The organism is Bradyrhizobium manausense, assembly GCF_018129685.1.
GTDB lineage: Bacteria > Pseudomonadota > Alphaproteobacteria > Rhizobiales > Xanthobacteraceae > Bradyrhizobium > Bradyrhizobium manausense_D.
This window is the reverse complement of sequence record NZ_JAFCLG010000001.1, coordinates 1,040,270-1,062,193: the sequence shown is the minus strand read 5'-3', so window position 1 is coordinate 1,062,193 and position 21,924 is coordinate 1,040,270. Positions and strand designations below refer to the sequence as shown.

Annotated in this window: 20 protein-coding genes and 1 pseudogene; 13 read left to right on the top strand and 8 right to left on the bottom strand. The window is 64.3% G+C overall.

Going from position 1 to position 21,924, the window contains the following annotated elements:
- Positions 1–55: 55 nt before the first annotated feature.
- The 5 genes from JQ621_RS05255 to JQ621_RS05235 all read left to right on the top strand — a co-directional run bounded on the left by JQ621_RS05255 (position 56) and on the right by JQ621_RS05235 (position 4,209).
- Positions 56–1,255, top strand: a complete 1,200-nt coding sequence (locus JQ621_RS05255; protein ID WP_212233324.1) for a CaiB/BaiF CoA transferase family protein — start codon at positions 56–58, stop codon at positions 1,253–1,255.
- Positions 1,256–1,379: 124 nt separating this feature from the next.
- A complete protein-coding gene (locus JQ621_RS05250; protein WP_212233323.1) occupies positions 1,380–2,516 on the top strand; it encodes a thiolase family protein in 1,137 nt (378 codons plus the stop codon).
- The gene (locus JQ621_RS05245; RefSeq protein ID WP_212233322.1) at positions 2,513–2,872 is read left to right on the top strand and encodes a Zn-ribbon domain-containing OB-fold protein; all 360 of its coding nucleotides are present in this window, start codon (positions 2,513–2,515) and stop codon (positions 2,870–2,872) included. The genes JQ621_RS05250 and JQ621_RS05245 overlap by 4 nt, the downstream gene beginning before the upstream one ends.
- A gap of 479 nt (positions 2,873–3,351) precedes the next feature.
- Positions 3,352–3,879 carry a carboxymuconolactone decarboxylase family protein gene (locus JQ621_RS05240; protein WP_212233321.1) on the top strand — a complete coding sequence of 176 codons (528 nt, stop codon included), beginning with the start codon at positions 3,352–3,354 and terminating at the stop codon, positions 3,877–3,879.
- Between the two features lie 27 nt (positions 3,880–3,906).
- Positions 3,907–4,209, top strand: coding sequence for a nucleoside triphosphate pyrophosphohydrolase family protein (locus JQ621_RS05235; RefSeq protein WP_212233320.1), 303 nt, complete (start codon positions 3,907–3,909; stop codon positions 4,207–4,209).
- A 146-nt stretch (positions 4,210–4,355) separates the two neighbouring features.
- On the opposite strand, the gene glsA is transcribed toward JQ621_RS05235, so the two are convergent.
- Both glsA and JQ621_RS35325 read right to left on the bottom strand, forming a co-directional pair.
- Entirely contained in the window at positions 4,356–6,203 is a 1,848-nt protein-coding gene (gene glsA, locus JQ621_RS05230; protein WP_212233319.1) for a glutaminase A, read from the bottom strand.
- Between the two features lie 152 nt (positions 6,204–6,355).
- Positions 6,356–6,573: pseudogene (locus JQ621_RS35325) on the bottom strand (biotin/lipoyl-containing protein); the annotation flags it as partial.
- Positions 6,574–6,668: 95 nt separating this feature from the next.
- Between JQ621_RS35325 and JQ621_RS05220 the strand changes: the two are divergent.
- Entirely contained in the window at positions 6,669–7,643 is a 975-nt protein-coding gene (locus JQ621_RS05220; RefSeq protein ID WP_212233318.1) for an IclR family transcriptional regulator, read from the top strand.
- On the top strand, positions 7,573–9,132 hold the full coding sequence (locus tag JQ621_RS05215) for an acyl-CoA carboxylase subunit beta (RefSeq protein WP_212233317.1): 1,560 nt from the start codon (positions 7,573–7,575) through the stop codon (positions 9,130–9,132). Before JQ621_RS05220 ends, JQ621_RS05215 begins: the two co-directional genes overlap by 71 nt.
- A 39-nt stretch (positions 9,133–9,171) precedes the next feature.
- On the opposite strand, the gene JQ621_RS05210 is transcribed toward JQ621_RS05215, so the two are convergent.
- Positions 9,172–10,647: an FAD-binding oxidoreductase gene (locus JQ621_RS05210; RefSeq protein WP_212233316.1), complete on the bottom strand. Its 1,476-nt coding sequence runs from the start codon at positions 10,645–10,647 to the stop codon at positions 9,172–9,174.
- A 584-nt stretch (positions 10,648–11,231) separates the two neighbouring features.
- On the opposite strand from JQ621_RS05210, the gene JQ621_RS05205 reads away from it, so the two are divergent.
- Positions 11,232–12,326 (top strand): alpha/beta hydrolase, encoded by a 1,095-nt coding sequence (locus JQ621_RS05205; protein ID WP_212233315.1) that lies wholly within the window; start codon positions 11,232–11,234, stop codon positions 12,324–12,326.
- Here JQ621_RS05205 and JQ621_RS05200 read toward each other — a convergent pair.
- Positions 12,323–12,637, bottom strand: coding sequence for a hypothetical protein (locus JQ621_RS05200; RefSeq protein WP_212233314.1), 315 nt, complete (start codon positions 12,635–12,637; stop codon positions 12,323–12,325). The genes JQ621_RS05205 and JQ621_RS05200 overlap by 4 nt on opposite strands.
- Here JQ621_RS05200 and JQ621_RS05195 point away from each other — a divergent pair.
- The 3 genes from JQ621_RS05195 to JQ621_RS05185 are packed head-to-tail and all read left to right on the top strand — an operon-like array spanning position 12,636 to position 15,286.
- A complete protein-coding gene (locus tag JQ621_RS05195) occupies positions 12,636–14,060 on the top strand; it encodes a TadE/TadG family type IV pilus assembly protein (RefSeq protein WP_212233313.1) in 1,425 nt (474 codons plus the stop codon). The two genes, JQ621_RS05200 and JQ621_RS05195, sit on opposite strands and share 2 nt — an antisense overlap.
- Before the next feature lie 9 nt (positions 14,061–14,069).
- Positions 14,070–14,630 (top strand): TadE/TadG family type IV pilus assembly protein, encoded by a 561-nt coding sequence (locus tag JQ621_RS05190; RefSeq protein WP_212233312.1) that lies wholly within the window; start codon positions 14,070–14,072, stop codon positions 14,628–14,630.
- Positions 14,630–15,286 carry a TadE/TadG family type IV pilus assembly protein gene (locus JQ621_RS05185; RefSeq protein WP_212233311.1) on the top strand — a complete coding sequence of 219 codons (657 nt, stop codon included), beginning with the start codon at positions 14,630–14,632 and terminating at the stop codon, positions 15,284–15,286. Before JQ621_RS05190 ends, JQ621_RS05185 begins: the two co-directional genes overlap by 1 nt.
- Positions 15,287–15,298: 12 nt before the next feature.
- On the opposite strand, the gene JQ621_RS05180 is transcribed toward JQ621_RS05185, so the two are convergent.
- Both JQ621_RS05180 and JQ621_RS05175 read right to left on the bottom strand, forming a co-directional pair.
- Complete coding sequence (locus JQ621_RS05180) at positions 15,299–16,294, bottom strand: alpha/beta hydrolase (protein ID WP_212233310.1); 996 nt, start codon at positions 16,292–16,294, stop codon at positions 15,299–15,301.
- 13 nt (positions 16,295–16,307) lie between these two features.
- Positions 16,308–17,180 carry an MBL fold metallo-hydrolase gene (locus tag JQ621_RS05175; protein WP_212233309.1) on the bottom strand — a complete coding sequence of 291 codons (873 nt, stop codon included), beginning with the start codon at positions 17,178–17,180 and terminating at the stop codon, positions 16,308–16,310.
- A 96-nt stretch (positions 17,181–17,276) separates the two neighbouring features.
- Here JQ621_RS05175 and JQ621_RS05170 point away from each other — a divergent pair, with 96 nt between their 5' ends.
- A complete protein-coding gene (locus JQ621_RS05170) occupies positions 17,277–18,185 on the top strand; it encodes a LysR family transcriptional regulator (RefSeq protein ID WP_212233308.1) in 909 nt (302 codons plus the stop codon).
- A gap of 148 nt (positions 18,186–18,333) precedes the next feature.
- Here the strand turns inward: JQ621_RS05170 and JQ621_RS05165 are convergent, their stop codons facing one another.
- Positions 18,334–19,509: a patatin-like phospholipase family protein gene (locus JQ621_RS05165; protein ID WP_212233307.1), complete on the bottom strand. Its 1,176-nt coding sequence runs from the start codon at positions 19,507–19,509 to the stop codon at positions 18,334–18,336.
- A gap of 211 nt (positions 19,510–19,720) precedes the next feature.
- Here JQ621_RS05165 and JQ621_RS05160 point away from each other — a divergent pair, with 211 nt between their 5' ends.
- Positions 19,721–20,497 (top strand): acetoacetate decarboxylase, encoded by a 777-nt coding sequence (locus JQ621_RS05160; RefSeq protein ID WP_212233306.1) that lies wholly within the window; start codon positions 19,721–19,723, stop codon positions 20,495–20,497.
- 46 nt (positions 20,498–20,543) lie between these two features.
- Here JQ621_RS05160 and JQ621_RS05155 read toward each other — a convergent pair whose 3' ends face one another.
- The gene (locus tag JQ621_RS05155; protein WP_212233305.1) at positions 20,544–21,839 is read right to left on the bottom strand and encodes an MFS transporter; all 1,296 of its coding nucleotides are present in this window, start codon (positions 21,837–21,839) and stop codon (positions 20,544–20,546) included.
- Between the last annotated feature and the right edge of the window lie 85 nt (positions 21,840–21,924).

Below are 21,924 nucleotides of genomic sequence, written 5' to 3'. Positions count from 1 at the left end.
GCTGGACCGATATCGCGGGGCCGCTTCGAAATCCCGCGCAATCGGGAGTGAAGCAATGGGGCCGCTGAAGGGCATCAAGGTCGTCGACATGACCACCGTGCTGATGGGCCCCTATGCGACCCAGATGCTCGGCGACTACGGTGCTGATGTCATCAAGGTGGAATCGCTCGATGGCGACGTCACTCGCCTGATCGGCCCGATGCGGCATGCCGGCATGGGCCCGGTGTTCCTCAACACCAACCGCAGCAAGCGATCGATCTGCCTCGATCTGAAGAAGCCCGCCGGTCGCGACGCCGTGCTGCGGCTGCTCAAGGACGCGGACGTGCTCGTCTACAACGTCCGTCCGCAGGCGATGGCACGGCTTCAGCTCGGCTATGACGTCGTCTCCGCGATCAATCCGCGCCTCGTCTATGCCGGTGTGTTCGGCTTCGGTCAGGACGGGCCCTACGCGGCCAAGCCTGCTTACGACGATCTGATCCAGGGCGCGACGGCGCTCCCCGCCTTGATGGCGCAGACCGGAGATGGCGTGCCGCGCTACGTGCCGAACGCGCTGGTCGATCGCATCGTCGGTCTCACGGCCGTCGGTGCGATCTGCGCCAGTCTGGTGCATCGCGACCGCACCGGCCGCGGCCAGCGCGTCGACATTCCGATGTTCGAGACCATGGCCGGCTTTGTCATGGGTGATCACATGGGCGGGCTCACCTACGAGCCGCCGCTCGACAAGGGCGGCTATGCCCGCCACCTCTCGCGCGACCGCAGGCCCTACAAGACGTCCGACGGCTATCTCAGCGTCATCGTCTACAACGACAAGCAGTGGGAGAATTTCTTCAAGGCCACGGCGCGCGACGATTTGCGCGCCGATCCAAAATTCGCGACCTTTGCCGGCCGCGCCGCCAATATCGACGTCGTCTATGCCGAGCTCGCCCGCATCTTCGAGACGCGCACCACCGCCGAATGGATCGAGCTTCTGACGAAGGCCGACGTGCCTGTCATGCCGATGCACGACCTCGCCTCGATCCTGCACGACGAGCATCTGGAGGCGACGAACTTCTTCCCGGTGGTGAACCATCCGACCGAAGGTCCGATCCGCAGCATGAAGGTGACGGCAACCTGGTCGGACACCGAAGCCGAGCCGGTCCGTCTCGCGCCGCGGCTCAACGAGCACGGCGCGGAGATTCTTCGCGAGATCGGTTATTCCGCCGACGAGATCGTGGCGATGGTGCGCGATGGCATCACGCGCTCGGCGCCGGAGTAGGGGAAGTGATGACGCAAACTCTCTCATCCGTCATTCCGGGGCGATGCGAAGCATCGAACCTGGAATCTCGAGATTCCGGGTTCGATGCTTCGCATCGCCCCGGAATGACAGCGAGGTTCGCATCATGAGCTTCATCACCGGCGTCGGCCTCACACCTTTCGGCAAGCACGAAGGCTCATCCTCGCTCGACCTGATGAGCAAGGCCGCGCAATCAGCACTCGACGATGCCGGGCTGAAGCGCGCCGAGATCGACGGCATTCTCTGCGGCTACTCCACCGTCTCGCCGCACATCATGCTGGCGACCGTGTTCGCCGAGCATTTCGGCATTCGTCCGTCCTACGCCCATGCCGTCCAAGTCGGCGGCGCCACGGGCCTTGCGATGACGATGCTCGCGCATCACCTCGTTACGTCAGGTGTCTGCCGTAACGTGCTCGTGGTTGCCGGTGAGAACCGCCTCACCGGGCAGAGCCGCGACGCCTTGATCCAGGCGCTGGCGCAGGTCGGGCATCCCGATTACGAGGTGCCGCTGGGGCCGACCATTCCCGCCTATTACGGTCTGGTTGCCACGCGCTACATGCACGAATACGGCGTCACCGAACAAGACCTCGCCGAATTCGCGGTGCTGATGCGTGCGCACGCCTGCGCCCATCCCGGCGCGCAATTCCACGATCCCATCACGGTCGCCGACGTCATGGCCTCGAAGCCGGTGGCGCTGCCGCTGAAACTGCTCGACTGCTGTCCGGTGTCCGACGGCGGCGCCGCCTTCGTCATCAGCCGCGAGCGGACCGGCGAGGCCGGCGTCCACATCCGCGGCTGCGCCCAGGCGCATACCCATCAGCACGTCACGGCTGCGCCGGCACTCAGCGCGCTCGGCGCCGAGATCTCGATCGCGCGCGCCAAGGAGGCCGCCGGCCTTACGATCTCCGACGTGCGCTACGCTGCGATCTACGACAGCTTCACCATTACCCTCGCCATGCTGCTGGAAGACCTCGGTCTGGCCGGCCGCGGCGAAGCGGCGGCACGCGTGCGCTCCGGTCATTTCGGCCGCGAGGGCGCGATGCCGCTCAACACCCATGGCGGCCTGCTCAGCTACGGCCATTGCGGGGTCGGCGGCGCCATGGCGCATCTGGTCGAGGCGCATTTGCAGATGACGGGCCGGGCGGCTGGCCGCCAGGTGCGCGATGCCTCCATCGCGCTCCTGCACGGCGACGGTGGCGTGCTGTCGTCCCATGTCAGCATGTTTCTGGAGCGCGTGCGATGAGCGAACGTCTAGCGGACTGGACCAAGGGCGAGCAGGCGATCACATTTCAGACCTGTGGCGCGTGCGGCCATGTGCAGTATTTTCACCGCGCCTTTTGCGCCGCATGTGGCGCGGCCGATCCGCGAGCGCGGCGCGCCAGCGGCAGGGGCAGGGTCTACGCGACCTCGCTGGTCTGCCGCGCAGCTACGCCCGAAACGCGGGCGCTCGTGCCCTACAACATCCTGCTGGTCGATTGCCCCGAGGGTTTTCGGATGATGGCCCATGGCGAGAATGGCCTTGCCATCGGCGACACGGTCACCGCGAGCTTCAAGCCGTTCGCCGGTAAGCTCGTGCCTTTCTTTACGAAGGAGGCGTAACGGGATTCCGTCATTCGGGGGCGGTCATACGACCGAGCCTGGAACGGGTATTCTGGGCCTGGCTTGTGCGAGAGCCACCCCGGAATGACGAAAACTCTAAAACTCCAACTCAACGCGCGTAGAATAATATGCTGGCGATGACGAGCATTGCCATCACCGCCAGCACATGCGCGAGCGATTCCGAGGCCGCCCCCTTGGTGGCTTCCTTCATGCCATTTTCTCCCTAGACTTGGGCGTGACTCATCGTTGCGCGCACTGCGCACCCGACGGCCAATTATTTTACTCGGAACACCCCACTTCGAGTATTCGCTGCAATTAAGTCCCCATGCGGCGAATATCGACTGTGCCAAGGTCGATCAGCAATGCGGCGGCAATTTGACTCGATGATGTTGCTCCTGCGTCGCGGTGCGAATACAGTTTTTGGGAACTTGCCCCGACAACGACAACAAGCATCAAAAGCTCAAGGAAAAAATTCCCTCATGGCCCGCATCGACTACAGCGATCCGTCCAAGGCGTCCGACCGCACCCGCGAAATTCTCGACAAGAACCGCAACGCCAACATCTTCCGCATGATGTCGCATTCGCCGAGCTACTTCGAGCAATATTGCCGGCTCGGCGGCGCGATCAGGCACAAGGGCGAGCTCGATCCGATCGTGCGGGAGCTAGCGATCACGCGCACCGGCATTCTGTGCGAGGCGCCGTACGAGATCATCGCGCACAAGCGCATCGGCAAGAATGTCGGCGTTACCGATGCGCAGAACGAGGCGCTCGAGAACTGGCAGGCGGCGAGCTGCTTCGACGAGACCCAGCGCGCCGCGCTCGCCTTCACCGACGAGATCGTCAAGCTGAGGAAGCCGACGGACGCGACCTTCAAGGCGATCGCCGCGAAGCTGACGCCGGCAGCATTGGTCGAGCTGCAGCTCTCGGTCGGCTTCTACATCATGACCTCGAAATTCCTGGAGACGTTCGAGATCGATCTCCAGCCGGTCACTGAAGTGGTGGGCTGATCCAGGCCCGGCTTGCGAGGGATGGTCATGACGATCGATGAATATGCGGCCTGGGCTGCGACCATCGCGAAAGTCGATGAGCATCCCTCGAACGAGCGGCTGTCCTACCTCGGGCTTGGGCTTGCCGGTGAAGCCGGCGAGGTCGCCGAGCATATCAAGAAGTTGCTCCGCGACGACTGGCTCGACAAGGCCGGTCTCGTCGAAGAGCTCGGCGACGTCATCTACTATTGGGCCTGCCTGTGCGCCGCGACCGGCCAGCAGCCATCCGAATTGCTGAAAGCCAGCGCAGCCAAGATCAAACGGCGGATCAGCGAGGCGGCAGGCCGCTGAGCAAGGTAAGAGGTTCATTCACAAGAGGTCGTCATGCCCGGGCTTGTCCCGGGCATCCACGTTCTTCGTACTGCGTGGCGAGGCGTGGATGGCCGGGACAAGCCCGGCCATGACGCTGTGGGGACGTCGATGCCCCAGCTCTATGCCTACGTCGAGGTCAAAATATCGACCTTGGTGTTGGCGACGATCAGGCGATCGGCGAGCAGCTGCGCCAGATTGCGCATGATGCGCTCGGAGGCGCGCGGGTGCTGCCTGCGGAAACGCTCGAAATCCTTCAGCGGCACCTCGAACGCCGTCGCGGCCATGTCCGCGAACACGTCGGCCGAGCGGCTTGTCTCGATCAGCGCCATCTCGCCAAAGGCCATCCCGGCGGTGAGCGTTGCCAGTCTGATGCCGTCGGGCAGGGTGACATGCACCGCGCCGCTGCGCAGGAAAAACAGCGCATCAGCGGGATCGCCCGCCGTGACGATCTTTGCGCCGGACTGATAGGTCTTGATCGTGCAGATCGAGGCGAGATCGGTCAGCTCTTCGGCGCTGAGGCCGTCGAGCAGCGGCTGTTCGGACAGCTCGGTGGTCTCGTGAAAATCGATCGAGCCGCCATGGCGGTAGACGATCTGGTCTTCCGCCCATTCGATCGCGGTGTCGAGCAGATAGAAGTCGCGGACGTTCTTCAGCTCCGCGGTCCACTCCCGCAGCGTATTCCATTCCTTCGACGCACGCCTGACACCGGAGAGCACGACGGTCACATTCAGTGCGGCGAGATCCTCGAACGCCTCCGCGATCAGCCGCGCGCCGGCGCGGGTGGTGGAGGTGACGCGGTGCAGGTCGAAGATCACGAATTGCGGACGCGGCCGTTCTGCCAGCCGGCGCGAGACGTAGTCGACCGCCGAAAGCGACAGTGTGCCGACCAGTTCGATGATCCGCACATCCTGCTCATGCGCGGCGAGGATGTCGCGCTCCTGCTGACGGCGGACGCGGCGGGACGGGCTCTTGCCGATGTCGTAGTCGGCGATGACAGCGTTGCGGGCGTCGTCGCTGCGGTTCAGCATGTGCAGGTCGTAGTGCGAGGACAGCGCCTCGCAGACCTTGATGCCGCGGACGCTGTTGCCGTGCTTGTCGAGCTTCGGCGAATAGCTGCCGAGCCCGAGACGGGCAGGCAGCGCCGCCAGAATGCCGCCGCCGACCCCGCTCTTGGCGGGGATGCCGATCCGGTAGATCCATTCGCCGGCGTAGTCGTACATGCCGGACGAGGTCATCACCGACAGCGTGCGCGAGATCGCATACGGCCTCAGCACCTGCTCGCCCGTGACCGGATTGACGCCGCGATTGGCGAGCGTTGCCGCCATCACCGCAATGTCGCGCGCGGTGACCAGCACCGCGCATTGCCGGAAATAGACGTCGAGCACGCCGGCAACATCGTCCGAGATGACCGCGTTGGTCTTGAGCAGGTAGCCGATGGCGCGGTTGCGATCGCCGGTCTGGCTCTCCGAGGCGTGGACCGCTTCATCAACGCCGAGGTCGCGCCCGGCGAAGCGGCTGAGCGCAAGCCTGATCTGCTCGAACGCCGCGTCGCCCTTGCTGGCATGGATCAGCCCGGTGCACGCGATCGCGCCGGCGTTGACCATCGGGTTGAACGGATGGTTCTCGGAATTGAGCCGGATCGAGTTGAAGGGATCACCTGACGGCTCGACGCCGATCGCGCCCTCGACCTTGTTCGCGCCCAGCAGATCCAGCGCCAGCGCGAACACGAACGGTTTCGACATCGACTGGATGGTGAACGGCACCCTGGAGTCGCCGACTTCGTAGACATGGCCGTCCAGTGTCGCAAGGCTGATGCCAAAATGGGCAGGGTCGGCCTTGCTCAATTCGGGAATGTAGTCCGCGACGTGACCGGAGGTCTCGGCAGAGAACTCATTGAGACACGTGTCGAGGAACCGCAACAACGGCGGCTTCGAGCGGGTCCAGGCAGTGGCGGGCGACGGTTGCGCTATCATCGGCTCACTTGTGCAACGCAATCTGGCCACGCGCAACCCATCCCGCAAGCCAATGCGTGTGCCGCGACGTCCGAACGCAAGACGCCGCGCGGGATTGTCGTGTTGTGTGTTTCAGATAAGTCGCGGATGGAAAGCCGCAGGCTGCGCGCTCGGCTTGCGACCATCGCGATCGACTGGCCTTCGGCGACGAGGTCGTCGATCGTCACGAGCAGTGATTTGAGCGTACCCGATGCGGGCGAGGGCACTGGTATCTCCATCTTCATGGCTTCGACGACCACAACGTCGTCACCATCGGCGACGGTTTCTCCAACTTGCGCGGGAGTTGCGCGGATGCGGCTCGCGACGTCGGTGCGATCTTAATTTCTGGCATGCCATCGCCTTTTTGTTGTGATGGCAAAACGCCTGAGGTAGCGTCGTTCACAAAGTGGAATTTAATTCCGCACAGCGGAACAAACGGTAGGGAACATGGGACGACGTTCGGAGCGTTTAAGCAGGCAAGGTGCACTCGCTGGCGATGCCGGCGAAGGTGATGTGATCCAGGTGGTGTCGCGCGCGTTCGACGTGTTGCGATGCTTCGAGGGCCACGAGGCGAGGCTCGGCAATCTCGAGATTTCAAATCGCTGCGGCTTGCCGCGCTCCACCGTGTCGCGGCTCACGCACACGCTGACGCGCATGGGCCAGCTCGTCTATCTGCCGCGCGACCAGAAATATCGCATCGGCCCGAGCGCGGTGGCGATGAGCGTCTCGATGATGAAGGGCGCGCAGCTGCGCAGCATGATCCGCCAGCGGCTGCAGGAAGTCGCCGAGCGGCTTCCGGGCACCGTCGGCTTCGTCGTGCCCGATCGCTTCCATCTCGTCTATCTGCAGTTCGCGCGCTCGGCCGCCGCGCTCGGCCTGCACGAGGGCACCGGCAGCCGCATCTCGATGGCGTCGACCGCCGCGGGCGCGGCCTACACGGCTGCGCTGTCTCCGGAAATTGGCGATGCCTATATCGCCGAGATGGAGCGCGAGGCTCCCGAGGCTGCCAAGATCCTGAAGCCCCGCATCGAGGCCAACAGGCAGTCGCTGCGCGAGCGCGGCTATGTCACGGCTTGCGGTTTGTGGAGCCCGCACATCAATGGCCTCGCCGTGCCGATCTGGTCGCCGCAGTACCAGACCTTCGTGGTCGTCACGATCGGGCTGCTCTCGGCGATGTATGACGAGCAGCGTCTGCATGCCGAAGTCGCGCCGCTGATGGTTGCGCTCGGCCGTTCGCTCGGCAGCCTGATGGAGGGCGCCGAAGGCGACGTCTTCAACGCGCGCATCTCGCGCAAACCGGTCGCGATATCAGTGCACAACAACAACAAGCCGATCAGTTCGGAGGGAGTGAATGAACTGGAAGCCGGAACTCGACGAGCTCGCCCGGCGCGAAGCCTTCGCGCGGGAGATGGGCGGCGTTGACAAGGTCAAGCGACAGCATGACCAGGGCCGGCTGACTGTTCGGGAACGCATCGACAAACTGATCGACAAGAACAGCTTCCACGAGATCGGTGCCGTCTCCGGCATCGGTGAGTACGATCCCACGGGCGAGCTGAAAAACCTGACGCCGGCGAACTGCGTGTTCGGCCGTGCGCGTATCGACGGCCGCACGGTCGTCGTGGTCGGTGACGATTTCACCGTGCGTGGCGGCTCGGCGGATGCGTCGATCTCGGCCAAGCCCCTGATGGCGGAGGAGATGGCGCACGACTTCCGTCTGCCCATCGTCCGCATTATCGAGGGCTCCGGCGGCGGCGGCTCGGTCAAGACCATCGAGACCAAGGGTGCGGCGAACCTGCCGGGCGGCATCGGGGGCACGCGCTGGTACCGCTTCACCACCGAGAATCTGTCGCGCGTGCCTGTCGTCGCGCTTGGCCTCGGTTCGGTCGCGGGCCTGGGGGCCGCGCGTCTTGCTGCGAGCCACTATTCGATCATGACGCGGAAGTCCGCGATGTTCGTCGCGGGCCCGCCGGTGGTCAAGGCGCTTGGCCAGGACCTCTCGAAGGAAGAGCTCGGCGGCGCCGACATCCAGACCAAGGCCGGTGCGGTCGATCATGCTGTCGACACCGAGGAGGAGGCCTTTGCCTGCGCGCGGCGTTTCCTCTCCTATCTGCCGTCGTCGGTCTACGACCTGCCGCCGACCCTGCCGTGCATCGACAATCCGGAGCGTACGGATGAAGCGCTGATGAAGGCGGTGCCGCGCAACCGCAAGCAGGTCTACAAGGTCAGGCCGATCATTGAATCGGTCGTCGACAAGGGCTCGTTCTTCGAGGTCGCCGGCAATTTCGGCAAGCCTGTCATCGTCGGTCTGGCGCGGCTCGAGGGCAGGGCCGTGATGGTCCTCGCCAGCGACAGCTTCCACTATGGCGGCTCCTGGACGGCGGATGCCTGTCAGAAGGTGGTGCGCTGGGTGGATTTCGCCGAGACCTTCCACCTGCCGATCGTCTATCTCATGGACTGCCCCGGATTCATGATCGGCCTCGACGCCGAGAAGGCGGCGACCATTCGTCACGGCGTCCGCGCCATGGCGGCGGTGAACCAGACCACCGTGCCCTGGTGCACGGTGATCCTGCGTAACGCCTTCGGTGTTGCGGGCGTCGTGCATCAGCCCGCCGACCGCTTCTCGATCCGCTACGCCTGGCCCTCGGCCTATTGGGGCTCGCTGCCGCTCGAAGGCGGCATCGAGGCCGCCTACCGCGCCGATATCGACGCGGCCGAGGACAAGGCGGCCAAGCTGAAGGAGATCGAGGAGCGGCTGAACAAGCTGCGCTCGCCGTTCCGCTCGGCCGAAAAATTCTGGGTCGAGGAGATCATCGATCCCAGGAAGACAAGGTCGCTGCTGTGCGAGTTCGCCAGGCTGGCAGAGCCACTGCGGAAGGCAGGGCCGGCGGAGAATTTCTCGATCAGGCCGTGATCTCTCCTCGTCGTTGCGGGCCGCGCTCGTGGTGACGAGTCACACCCGCAGCACCTTGCCCGGATTCATGATGTTCTGCGGGTCGAGCGCGCGCTTGATGGTGCGCATGATGTCGAGCTCGGTCTTGGAGCGGTAGTGGCTGAGCTCGTCGAGCTTTTCGATGCCGATGCCGTGCTCGGCCGAGATCGAGCCGCCCATGGAGGTGACGAGATCGTTCACGGCCCGCGTGATGGCGGCGGCGTATTGGTTCAGCGTCTGCTGATCCATGCCGATGGGCCCCATGAACGAGAAGTGCAGATTGCCGTCGCCGATGTGCCCCAGCGGATAGGGGCGAATGCTCGGGAGAATCTCGAGCGAAGCCTTGAGCCCCTTGTCGATGAAGTCGGGGATTTTGGAGATCGCCACCGAGATGTCGTAGCTGATGCCGGGGCCCTCGGCGCGCGAGGCCTCGGCCATGGCCTCCCGGATGCGCCACATGTTGCGCGATTGACTGACGGTTTGTGCGATGGTGGCATCCAGCACGCGGCCGGCCTCGAGCTGGCCTTCGAGAAACGCCTCCAGCTTTTCGGACATGCCATCGGCGCCATGCTGCCGTGGGCGTGAGGACGACCATTCAAGCAGCAGGTACCACGGCGTATCCGCCTTGAGCGGATCCTGGACGCCGGGAATGTGGCGCATCACGAGGTCGACGGCCGCGCGGCTCAACAGTTCGCAGGAGCCGACATTGTCCTCGGAGGCCGCATGCGCCTCGGACAGAATCTCCAGCGCTGCGCGGGGATCGCGCACCGCCAGCCACGCCGTGCTGACGTCCTTGGGCGCCGGCCACAGCTTGAGCACGGCCTTGGTGATGATGCCCAATGTCCCTTCGGCGCCCATGAAAAGGTGCTTGAGGTCGTAGCCCGTGTTGTCCTTCTTCAGCGCGCGCAATCCGTCCCAGACATCGCCATTGGGCAGCACCACCTCGAGCCCCATCACCAGGTTGCGCGCATTGCCGTAGCGCAGCACCTGGACGCCGCCGGCGTTGGTCGACAGATTGCCGCCGATCATGCAGGAGCCCTGGGCACCGAGGCTGAGCGGAAGGAACCGGTCTTGAGCAGCCGCCGTCTCCTGCAGGGTCTGCAGCACGCAGCCGGCCTCGACCGTCATCGTATAACCGACGGGATCGATGTCGAGCACGCGGTTCATCCGGCCGAGCGACAGCACGATGCCGGTATGCGCCGGCCAGGGCGTGGCACCACCCATCAGTCCGGTGTTGCCGCCCTGGGGCACGATCGCGACGCCGTGCGCATTGCAAAGCCGGACCACCTTGGCGACCTCCTCGGTGCTGCCGGGCCGTACGACGGCGCCGGCGCTGCCGGACAGCACGCCGCGCCAGTCCGTGACGAACGGCTGCTTGCCGTGCTCGTCCTCGATGAAGCCTTTCTCGCCCACGATCGCGCGTAACGCGTCGCGGAGCTCGGCAGTCAGGGGAGCGGTCGGAATGGTGGGGATGGGCGACGGGAAGGCGGTCGGCATCGTGTTTCCTCTGGCGCATCTTGGTGTGCACTGCGCGCGAAGCGCTTGGGGACCATTGTCCACGTTTGGGCCGTGAAGTCTATTCTGTTGGCAGCGCCGGGGTTCTGGATGTCGGAGGTCGCGATCGCACAGAACCAGGAAACGCCATAGCCCTGATACGCAGGGCAATCGCATGGCGGATTGCGTTGGTTGGAGACGCTCGGGCCGCAAACTCGTCATGCCCGGGCTTGTCCCGGGCATCCACGTTCTTCGTGCTGCGGGAAAGGTCGTGGATGGCCGGGACAGGCCCGGCCACGACGTCAGGGAACGGCCTGCTTAAATCTTGGAAAGGTCATCTGCGATTGCCCCTGCCCGCAAGCGGGAGAGGCGGAGCAAGCCCGCGGTCCTCGCGAAATCTATATGCGATTGCCCTGATACGACAGAGGTCGGTCGCCCGGTCCGGATCATTGATCTGTATCAACAGGAATTGCACACGGCCCGTTTTGCTGCTGAATGCACCCGCGGCCCGACCGAGACCGAGGCCCGCAAGAAGCGCCGACAAAGACCGTTGCGGACCGCAAGGCGTACGCCGGGAGGAGAGCTGGATGCCACCGCGGGGCCTGATCGTTGCGTTTCTGAAAATTGTTGTTACCGCGCTGACGATTCCGGCTTGCGTTTCCTGCACGATGCGCCCCCTGCAAGGCGTGCTCGTCCCGAGCAGCGAGGCCGTCGAAGCGACCACCCAAGTTCCGATCCTCATTGGAACGACGCGCGCACGATCGAGCAACGATCCCGGCGAGATGTTCAGCCGCGAGCCGTCGCGCGAGATGGGTTATGCCCAGGTGACGGTGTCCATTCCGCCGGATGGGTCGCGGACGGTTGGTGAAATCCAGTGGCCGCTGTCGCCCCCCGGCGATCCGCGCAAGGAGTTTGTCACGGCATCGGCGGGCTACCTCGATCGCGCCGAATTCAATGCTGCCGTCACCAGCGCGGCAAAGTCCAGGCGTCTGAACAAGGCGATGGTGTTCGTTCATGGCTTCAACAACCGTTTCGACGATGCGGTGTATCGCTATGCGCAGTTTGTTCACGACGGCCGGCTTCCCGTCATTCCCGTCCTGTTTTCATGGCCATCACAGGGCGCGGGAAACCTCGGTTCCTACGACCACGACCGCAAGGTCGCAGGACAATCGGGCGCGGCGCTGGCCGAGCTCGTCGAGACCGTGAACGCCAATCCCGCCATCAAGGAGATCACGTTCGTCTGCCATTCCATGGGCTGCCTGGTGACGCTGGACGCACTGCGGAGCACGGCTCCACGCGGCCGAACGGCATCGAAGCTGAAGAATGTCGCGCTTGTCGCGCCCGACATCGGGTTTGACGAGTTCATCAGCCTGGTCGGGCCTGCCGGGTCCATGCGTCCGCGCATAGGACTGTTCCTGTCCCAGGACGATGTTGCTCTCAAAGTATCGAAGTCGCTTGCCGGAGGGACAACGCGCCTCGGCGACATCAATCCGCAGGAAGAGCCGTATAGAAGCACGCTGGCGCAGCAGAAGATTCAGGTGTTCGACCTCACGCATCTGGGCGGGGACGAGGCGCACTCCAGAGCCATGAGCGAGGTGAGTTCCGTCATGGTGATGATCAGGCAGAGGCTCGCGCAAGGCCAGCAGCTCGGCGAGGACGCGGCCCGAACGGCCTCCCGCTAGCGCGGCGCTGGCATCTTGATGCCGAGCGTGCGCTCGGCGAACGCCGACGTCAGTTTTCCCGTACCAGCCATGCCGGAAGCTCGGCGGTCGCATTTAGTCGCCATTAACGATGCGGTCTCAATCTGACACAGCAGCACCCAATCCGCACCGTGTTTAAGAATTTCCGCAAGTTTTGAGTAAGGAGCGCAAATCCATAGTTCCGTCCGCTGACGGGCGAAAGTGACCGGCGACGAAGTCGGCCCATCACGTTCGTCCGCACCAATCCAGGGACGTGTCTTACCGCAGCGACGGTATTCAGGATCAAGGTTCATGCTCCGCCGCATAGTGCATCGTTTCGCGAGAGATCGGAAGGCCAACGTCGCCATCATCTTCGCGCTCATGCTGGTCCCCATCATCTTCCTGCTGGGCATGGCGCTCGACTACACGCTGGCTCTGCGAAAGCAGGAGCAGTTGAACGCGGCCGCCGACGCAGCGGCCATCGCGGCGGTCAGGCCGGCGATGCTGACGCAATCGGACGACAGCGTCGTCCAGGCGACCGCGGCGGCGGTATTCGCGGCCAAGGCGAACCTTCCCGGTCTTTCGACGGTCCCGACACCCACGATCAATGTCACCGACTCCGGGCTCTCGCGGACCATCACCGTTGCGTACACCGCGCAGTCGATCAACAATTTCCCCGGCGTGCTCGGCAAGGGCACCTGGCAGATTTCCGGCTCGGCGACTGCGAAGGCTTCCAGCGCGCCCAACATGAATTTCTACATGTTGCTGGACGATTCTCCGTCGATGGCGCTCGCCGCGACGCAGACCGACATCAACAACATGATCGCGGCGACGAAGAACCAGCCCTCCTATGCGGCGAATTGCGCCTTCGCCTGCCATGAGGCAAATCCCAACAACAAGGCTCCGAGCTCTTCGAACAAGGACAATCTGACGGTCGCGCGTGCCAACAACATCACGCTGCGAATCGATCTCGTACAGAATGCCGTCACGCAATTGCTCGTCGGCCCGTGGACATGCCCGCAGTCAGGTACGTCGGGCGGCGTCATGCAGTGCATGTCGGCGATCAACAATACGACCTACAAGGCGGCGATCTACACCTTCGACTACAATCTGAACACGATCCAGACGTTGACGACCCCGAGCACCGCCGGCACGAAGATCTCCAATATTTCGCTGCTGACGGTCGACCACCAGAATTGCCCGGTCGTCGATAGCAAAGGTGCTTGTACCTATACCACCGACTTCGGCACGGATATCTCGGGCGGGCTGACGAGCATCAACAACCTGATGCCTGCGCCGGGCACCGGCACCAATCAGCAGGGCGACACGCCGCAGGAGGTCATCTTCCTCGTCACGGACGGCGTCGACGACAAGCTCATCCCGAAGGCGGGAGGCAGCTGTGACCCCAATGCCACCTATGCGCTTCCGTCGGCGAACAGCACGTATCTGCGCTGTCAGCAACCGCTCGACACGACGGTCTGCACGACCATCAAGAACCGCGGCATTCGCATCGCGATCCTCTACACCGAGTATCTGCAATTGTCGGATTCCTGGTATCAGAGCCGCATCTCGCAATTCAACAATCCTTCGTCCTCCACCGGCACGATCGCGCAGCGGCTGCAATCCTGCGCTTCGCCCGGCCTGTTCGCCGACGTGCAGAACGGTGGCGACATTTCCACGGCGCTGACGAACCTCTTCATCAAGGTCGCGTCCAGCACGGCCAGCCTCGTTCAGTAAGGAAAGCCCATGTTCGGACTGAGCGCCGCATCGAGGACAAGACGCCGCAATCGCCGTGCCGCCTTCGCCCGGGACGACAAGGGCGCCACGGCCGTCGAGTTCGCACTCGTCGGCGCGCCGTTTCTCGCTCTCCTCATTGCGCTCATCCAGACCTTTCTCGTTTTCTTCGCCCAGGAGTTGCTCGAATCCGTGGTGCGTCAGTCGGCGCGCCTGGTCATGACCGGACAGGTGCAGTCACAGCAGATGACGGCGTCCACGTTCAAGCAGGCGGTCTGCAACCAGATCGTGATCCTGTTCAGCTGTAGCGGCGTGATGATCGACATGCAGGTCGCCAACGCGTGGTCGTCGACGAATACGGCGATGCCCACCTTGACCTTCGACAGCAACGGCAACATCACCAACACCTGGCAATTCAACCCCGGCAATGCCGGCGACATCGTCGTGCTCCGGGTGATGTATGTCTGGCCGGTCATGCTCGGGCCGCTGGGTTTCAACCTCTCCAATCTTTCGAACGGCAACCGGCTGATCATGTCGTCCGCCGCGTTCCAGAACGAGCCAGGAGCTAGCTGATGATTGCCGGCCTGTCGTTTCGCGCACGGCGCCTGTGGACCGATGACCGCGGCGTAGCGGCGACCGAATTCGCCATTATCGTTCCGTTCATGCTGGTGCTCTATGTCGGCGGCGTCGAGCTCGGCAACGGGCTGGCCACGAACGTCAAGGTGACGGCGACGGCCCACAGTGTCGCCGACATGATCTCGCAGAACACGCAGGTGACCTCGTCCCAGATGGACGGCATTCTGCAGGCATCGTCGGCGATCATGGCCCCTTATCCCGTCACCGATACCAACGGCAACTCCCTGATCACGATCACCGTCTCCGAGGTCTCCACCGACAGCAGCGGCAAGGCGACGGTTCAATGGAGCAAGTCGACGAGCTCGACGGGCGCGCGGCCGGTGGGACAGACGATGACCTTGTCGTCCTACACCGCCGGCTCGAGCTCCAGCAACGCCAACATCTCTCTGATCCTCAGCGAGGTCTCCTACGCCTATACGCCGAACCTCGGTTACACGATCAGCGGGACCGTGACGCTGTCCGACAGCTACTACCTGTTCCCGCGCTGCTCGACGAACGGCCCGGCCAATTCGAGCTTTCCGTATTACGACGTGAAATATCCGGCAACGACGACCTGCACCTGCATTCAGCACCTGCAACAGAAGACTTGCTAGATCCGGACCACATCACCGATCCACGCCAGGGGCCGCGCGACTGCGGGCGGCACCGGCCGCAAGAAACCCGTCGACAGCGTCGAACACCTGCCACCGGCCGGTCTCCAGGAACGGGGAGTGGGTGGCGTCACGGATTTCGACCCAGCTTCGGGTCGGGGCGGACGACAGCTTTCCGAACACGGCTTGTGCCATGTCGGTCGGGCAATCGCGATCGAGGTCGCCGTGAACGATCAGCACCGGCGCGGTGATATCGGCGGGGTCGTAGACCGGCTTTCCCGCTGCCCAGAAGTCGCGGCTGTCCTGCACGGTGCCGTTTGGCGCGCGCAGCCGATCCGGGCCGAGTTCTGATGGGGCAAACGTAGCTTCGGCCCAGGCCTCGAACCATGCGTCCGGGAGGATAGCTGTCCGCTTGTCCCCGGGCACGCCATTGAGCCAGCGTGCCTTCGCTGCCGCCCGATCGACGATGCGGTAGGCGCCGAGCGGGCCGCCGGCATCGGCGGCGCTCGGGGTTGTGCGCAGCCATTGCGGCGCGATCAGGATCAGCCTGGCGACATGATCAGGATTGTCCGACGTGTAACGCGCCACGATCGTGGTGCCCCAGGACCAGCCGATCAGGTTGATCCGGTCGAGCCCGCGCCGCTTGCGGATGAAGGTGACGGCAGCGCCGACATCGGCGACCGCGACGGGCGTGCGTACGATCGGCGGGTGGTCGAGCGGCGGTGCCGCCATCTCGATGGGCTTGGTCGAGCGGCCATAGCCCCTGACATCGACGAGATAGACGTCGAAGCCACGCAGCGCCAGATGATCCATCCACGAAATGCCGTCGAGCGGCAGGTCGAACGACGTCGAGGCCGGATAAGTCGATCCGGCGACGAACAGGAGCGTCCGCTCCGGCGAGAACGTCGCAAGGCCCGAAGGCCGCTTGTTGCGGACGAACAGGGCGATGCCGTCGGTATCGCTCGGGATCATGAATTCTTCGCAGGTGATGTCCGCCTGTGGCTGCAGCATCTCAAATCTCCCGTCAGGCGAAACGCCAGTCAAAACCATCGCCATTGCGCGTCACGAAGCCGGCCGAGCTTGCCGCGAAATGCGCGGTGAACACTTTCGCCCCGTCTTCTGCAGCGCGTGTCAGCAGCCAGCGGCGTGATGCGCGCGACTTCGCCGGATCGTCGCAGAAGGCGCTGTTCCAGTCTGGCTGGAACACCTGGAGCGGCTGATGCATGACGTCTCCGCTGAACAAGCCTTTCTCACCGCGATCGACGAGTTCGAACACGACATGGCCCGGACTATGCCCCGGAGTCGCGTGCACGGCGAGACCGTTCGCGAGCAGGCCGTCGCCGTCGATGATCTCGGCTTGTCCGGCCTCGATCACGGGCAGGACGCTGTCGGCGAAGACGCCGGCATTGAAGCCGCTCTGTCCGGCCGGGCCGGTCCAGTGATCGTGCTCGGCCCTGGAGAAAACATATCTGGCATTGGGGAAGGTCGGTATCCAGCGTCCGTCGCGCAGCTCCGTGTTCCAGCCGCAATGGTCGGCGTGAAGATGCGTGCAGCAGACGAAATCGACCTGGTCCGGTGTGACGCCGGCCTCGGCGAGCCGCGCCAGGAAGGGCAGGTTCTGCTGGTGAAATCGCGGCAGGGAAGGCCTGCTCTTGTGGTTGCCGCCGCAGCCGTCGATCAGCATGACGTGGCGTGGTGTCTTCAGCACCCAGGTATGAACGCTGGCGATGAAGCGGTTCTGCGCCTCGTCGAAGCAGGTGGGGATCAGCAGGGCCCGATGTTGATCGAGCACGCGAGGATCCCAATCCGGAAACAGCATCGCGGGTGCGAAGCCGGGGCCGCGCTGTTCGGTCACGCGCGTGATCGTGGTCGCGCCGATACGATGGATCGTGTCCATGAACTGCTCTCCGGACGAGGCGTCAATGCGATTGCCCATGTGCCAGCGCTTGTGCAATCATTGAAATTGATAGTTGGGATAGGAGGTATAAACAAGGTGGATATCAACGGCCATGATCTACCGTTGCTCGCCTCGCTCCGCGTCATGCTGGACGAGCGCAACATCACGAGGGCCGCGGTGCGCCTCGGCATCAGCCAGCCGGCGTTGTCGGCGCAATTGGCGAGGTTGCGCGACGTGTTTGGCGATCCCCTGCTGACGCCGGCCTCGTCGGGCAAGGGCATGGTGCTGACGCCGCGCGGCGCTGCGCTGCGCGAGCCGCTCCGTCAAGCGTTGCAGCAGCTTCAGGCCGTGGTCAGCGCGCCGCCGGTGTTCGATGCGGCGACGTCGGAGCGGACATTCTCGCTCGGCGCCAATGACAATGCCGGCGCCATCATCGGAACGCGGCTGATTCAGCGGCTGCGCAGCGGCAATTCCCCCGCGATGCGGTTGGCGCTGCGCGCAGCCGATCCTGGCATGCTCGTGGGCCAGCTCGAGGCCGGCGACATCGACATCGCGTTGGTGTCGCAGGCCGGGCTCCCCAAGGGTCTTCCGCATCAGCCGCTGCTCCAGGAAAAGTTCATGATGGCCCAGCGCAAGCGCCATCCGCGCGGCGACAGGAAGCCGACGCTGCGCGAATATGCCGGTCTTGATCATGTCGTCGTGTCGGGCGAGGGCGGCGGGTTTCGCAGCTTCGTCGACGACATTCTGCAGACCCAGGGATATCGGCGGAAGGTCGTCGCCTCCGTGCAGCATTACAGCCTGGTGCCGCTGATCCTGGAAACGACGGACCTGGTCTGCACGCTGCCGGCCCGCTTTCTCAGCCGCTATGCCGATCGGCTGGTCTCGTTCCCTCTGCCGTTCGACGCCGGCCGTTTCACGCTGTTTGCGACATGGCACGCGCGGTTCGACGCTGATCCCGCCCACGCCTGGCTGCGCGGGCAGGTGCTGGCGTGTGCGACAGACTGAGCGACTTGGGAAGCGGCGATTATGCTATAATACCCCTGTTTTGCCCGACAGGTCAAACTGTTTTTCGGAAAAAACGTAAGTCATTGATCCGCCATGACTGTTCTACTGTGCATGGGGTTGTTTTCGCGTCCTGGCGAGAGCGCGATCCTTACGCGCTCTCCGTCTCCCGGTGCACGTCGTGCACGACGAGGCCCATGCCTTCCTCCGGCATCTTGATCCAGTCGCGGCGCTTGAGGGTGCGTTTGGTGTCTTCGTAGCCGGAGGTCCAGTGCTCGCGCATCGAGGTGCCCGAGAATTCGTGGTCCTTGGCGTCGCCCTCATAGGCCTTCTGCTGGTAGATCAGATGCAGGATCGCGATTTCAGGCATGTTGCACAGGCTCGCCTTGAGCTGGCGATCCTCGTCGGAGAGCTGCTCGTCCGGGATCTTGGCCAGCGCCTTGTAGAGCAGCACCTTGAGGTTATGGGTGCGGCGGTAGACGTCGGTGTTGTGGCGGGTGCGCGAGGAATACATGATGTCCTTGTGGCGGGCCATCACGTCCTGTATCGAGCGCGGCAGCACGCCACGGGCGCTGAACAGGTCGACCTGGAACACCAATGAATTGAGCGCGTCCTCCTGGTCGAGCAGATGCTGCAGCGGCGTGTTGGAGACGATGCCGCCGTCCCAGAAATGATCGGTGCCGATCCGCACCATCGGCAGCGCCGGCGGCAGCGCGCCGGAGGCCATGATGTGCTCCGGCTCGATCTCGTCACGGGCGTTGTCGAAATAGATGAAGTTGCCCGAGAGCACGTTTACCGCGCCGACCGCGAAGCGGACCTTCTTCTCGTTGATCAGGTCAAAGTCGACCAGTTCGAGCAGGGTCGCCTTGAGCGCAGCCGTGTCGTAGTAGCTCGTCGCGGTCCGGGCGCCGACCGGGCTCAGCCAGGGATTGACCGGGTGCGGTGTGAAGAAGCCCGGCTGGCCCATCGCGGAGGTCATCCACGCGCTGGTGAAGTTGCGCCACTGACGGAAGATGTCGCCATCGGGCGTGTAGTGCCAGATCTTGCGGTTGGTGATGCGCTCCCAGAATACGCGCAGCGCATCGAGCCGCTTCTCCGGCTTGTTGCCGGCGATGATGGCGGAGTTGATCGCGCCGATCGAGACGCCGGTGAGCCAGTCGGGCTCGATGCCGGCCTCGTGCAGCGCCTGGTAGACGCCGGCCTGGTAGGCGCCGAGCGCGCCGCCGCCCTGCAGCACCAGCGCGACACGGTCGCAGCGCTCCGGCCGCCAGCCCCGCGCGGGAGGCTGCTGGGTCTGGTGTGTCGGTTGCGACGTGCGAGCGTCCATGATGATGCCTCCTGCCTTCACCGGACGATTGCGGCCGGTGGTGACGGCATGATGACAAGGCCGGCTGGTGCATCCTTTGCATGCAACTCGACTAAGGGGGGGCGGGTCGTGCGTCCGACGGAAATCGGTCACATCGCAGTCAATGACGGCGGCTAGCTATCGCATGAATCGGAAATTGTCGGGCATCACGGACATCACACGGGAGATTTGGATGCGCAGGGAAGACGTATTGAGGCTTCCGTCCATGCCGGCCGCCGGGCCGAGCTATCCGGCCGGACCGTACCGCTTCGTCAACCGCGAATTCCTCGTCATCACCTACGAGACCGATCCGGATCTGATCCGCGCCGGCCTGCCTGAACCGCTCGAGCCGATCGAGCAGCCGATCGTGCATTACGAATGGATCAAGATGCCGGACTCCTCGGGCTTCGGCAGCTACACCGAGTCAGGGCTCGTCATCCCCGCGCGGCTGCACGGCGAGGAGGTCAACTTCGTCTCGCAAATGTATCTCGACGATGATCCGCCGATCGCGGCGGGCCGCGAGATCTGGGGCTTTCCGAAGAAATACGCCCATCCCAAGCTCGAGATCGTCAAGGACACGCTGACGGGCACGTTGGAATATGCCGGCCAGCTCGTGGCCATGGGCACGATGGGCTACAAGCACGAGAGCATGGCCGGCAACGGCGATCTCACCCGCGCCACGCTGTCGAAGACGCAAGTGAATCTGAAGATGATTCCCGGCGTCGACGGCCATCTCGAAGTCTGCCAGCTCGTCGCGATCAACCTGATCGACATCGTGCCGAAGGGCTCGTGGATTGGGCCCGGCCGGCTGCACCTGGTGCCGCACGTCAACGCGCCGGTGGCGGATTTTCCGGTCCGCCGCTGCATCGGCGCACATCACTACATCGCTGACCTCACGCTGCCGTTCGGCCGCATCGTGCACGATTACGTCAAGGAAGCAGCCGCTGCGACCGGGCTCGCCGCGGAGTAGGTCGGTTCCTGGGCCGGCCTCGGCCGGCCCGGCACCTGTTGGCGCGTCAGGCCATCGCGGGCTTTCCTTGCGGCTTCGGCTGCCGCGACAGGGTGAGCACGATCAGCGAGGCGAACACGCAGAGCGCGCCGGCGACGAAGAAGGCGGGCAGATAGCTCTGCAGCAGCGTCCGCGACAGGCCCGCACCGAACGCGGCGGTGCCGGCGCCGAGCTGGTGGCCGGCGAAGATCCAGCCGAACACCAGATTGGCGCGCTCGGGTCCGAATTTCTGCGCCGTCAGCCGCACCGTCGGCGGCACGGTTGCGATCCAGTCGAGGCCGTAGAACATCGCGAAGATCGACAGGCCATAGAACGAGAAATCGCTGAAGGGCAGGAAGATCAGCGAGAGCCCGCGCAGGCCGTAGTACCAGAACAGCAGATGGCGGTTGTCATAGCGGTCCGACAGCCATCCCGACATGATGGTGCCGAAGAAGTCGAAGATCCCCATGGCCGCCAGGAGGCTGGCGGCCTGCACCTGCGGGATGCCGAAGTCGAGGCACATCGGGATCAGGTGCACCTGCACGAGGCCGTTGGTCGAGGCGCCGCAGACGAAGAAGGTCGCAAACAGGATCCAGAACGCACGCGACTTCGAGGCATCGCGCAGCGTGCCGAGCGCGACGGATGTGATCGAGCCGTGGTTCACGGGCGGCGCGGGCAGGGGCTCGCTGCCGTCGTCGCCGAACGGACGCAAGCCGACATCGCTCGGTCGGTCCCGCATGACGAGCAGGACGGCCATCGCGGAAACGCCGAGCATGATGCAGACGAAGCCGAGCGCCAAGCGCCAGCCGTAGCGTTCGGTGAGGCTCGCCAGCAGCGGCAGGAACACGAGCTGGCCGGTGGCGACGCTCGCGGTCATGATGCCGATGACGAGGCCGCGGCGCGCCGCGAACCAGCGGGTCGCGATGGTCGCGCCGAGCACCAACGCGGTCATGCCGGTGCCGATACCGATCACCACGCCCCACAACGCCACGAGCTGCCAGACCTCAGTCATGCCGAGCGAGAGCACGAGCGCCGAGACGACGACGAGCTGCGCGGTCAGCGTGACATTGCGCAGGCCGTAGCGGTTGAGAAGCGCGGCCGCGAACGGCGCCATCAGCCCGAACAGGATGAAGCGGATCGACAGCGCGGAGGAAATCTCCGCCGTGCTCCATCCGAACTCCTTTTGAAGCGGAACGATGAACACGCCGGGCGCGCCGACGGTACCCGCGCTGATCAGCGCGGCGAAGAAGGTCACGCCGACCATCACCCAGCCGTAGTGGATGTTGCGGCGGCCGAGCGCGGCCGCGAGCGGATTCGAGATCATGGCCCATCATTCCAGTTTGGCGGGCTCCGGAAGACCCGCGTCATCGTTGCAGTCTGACACGAAAGCGGGAAGTCTGAAATGACAG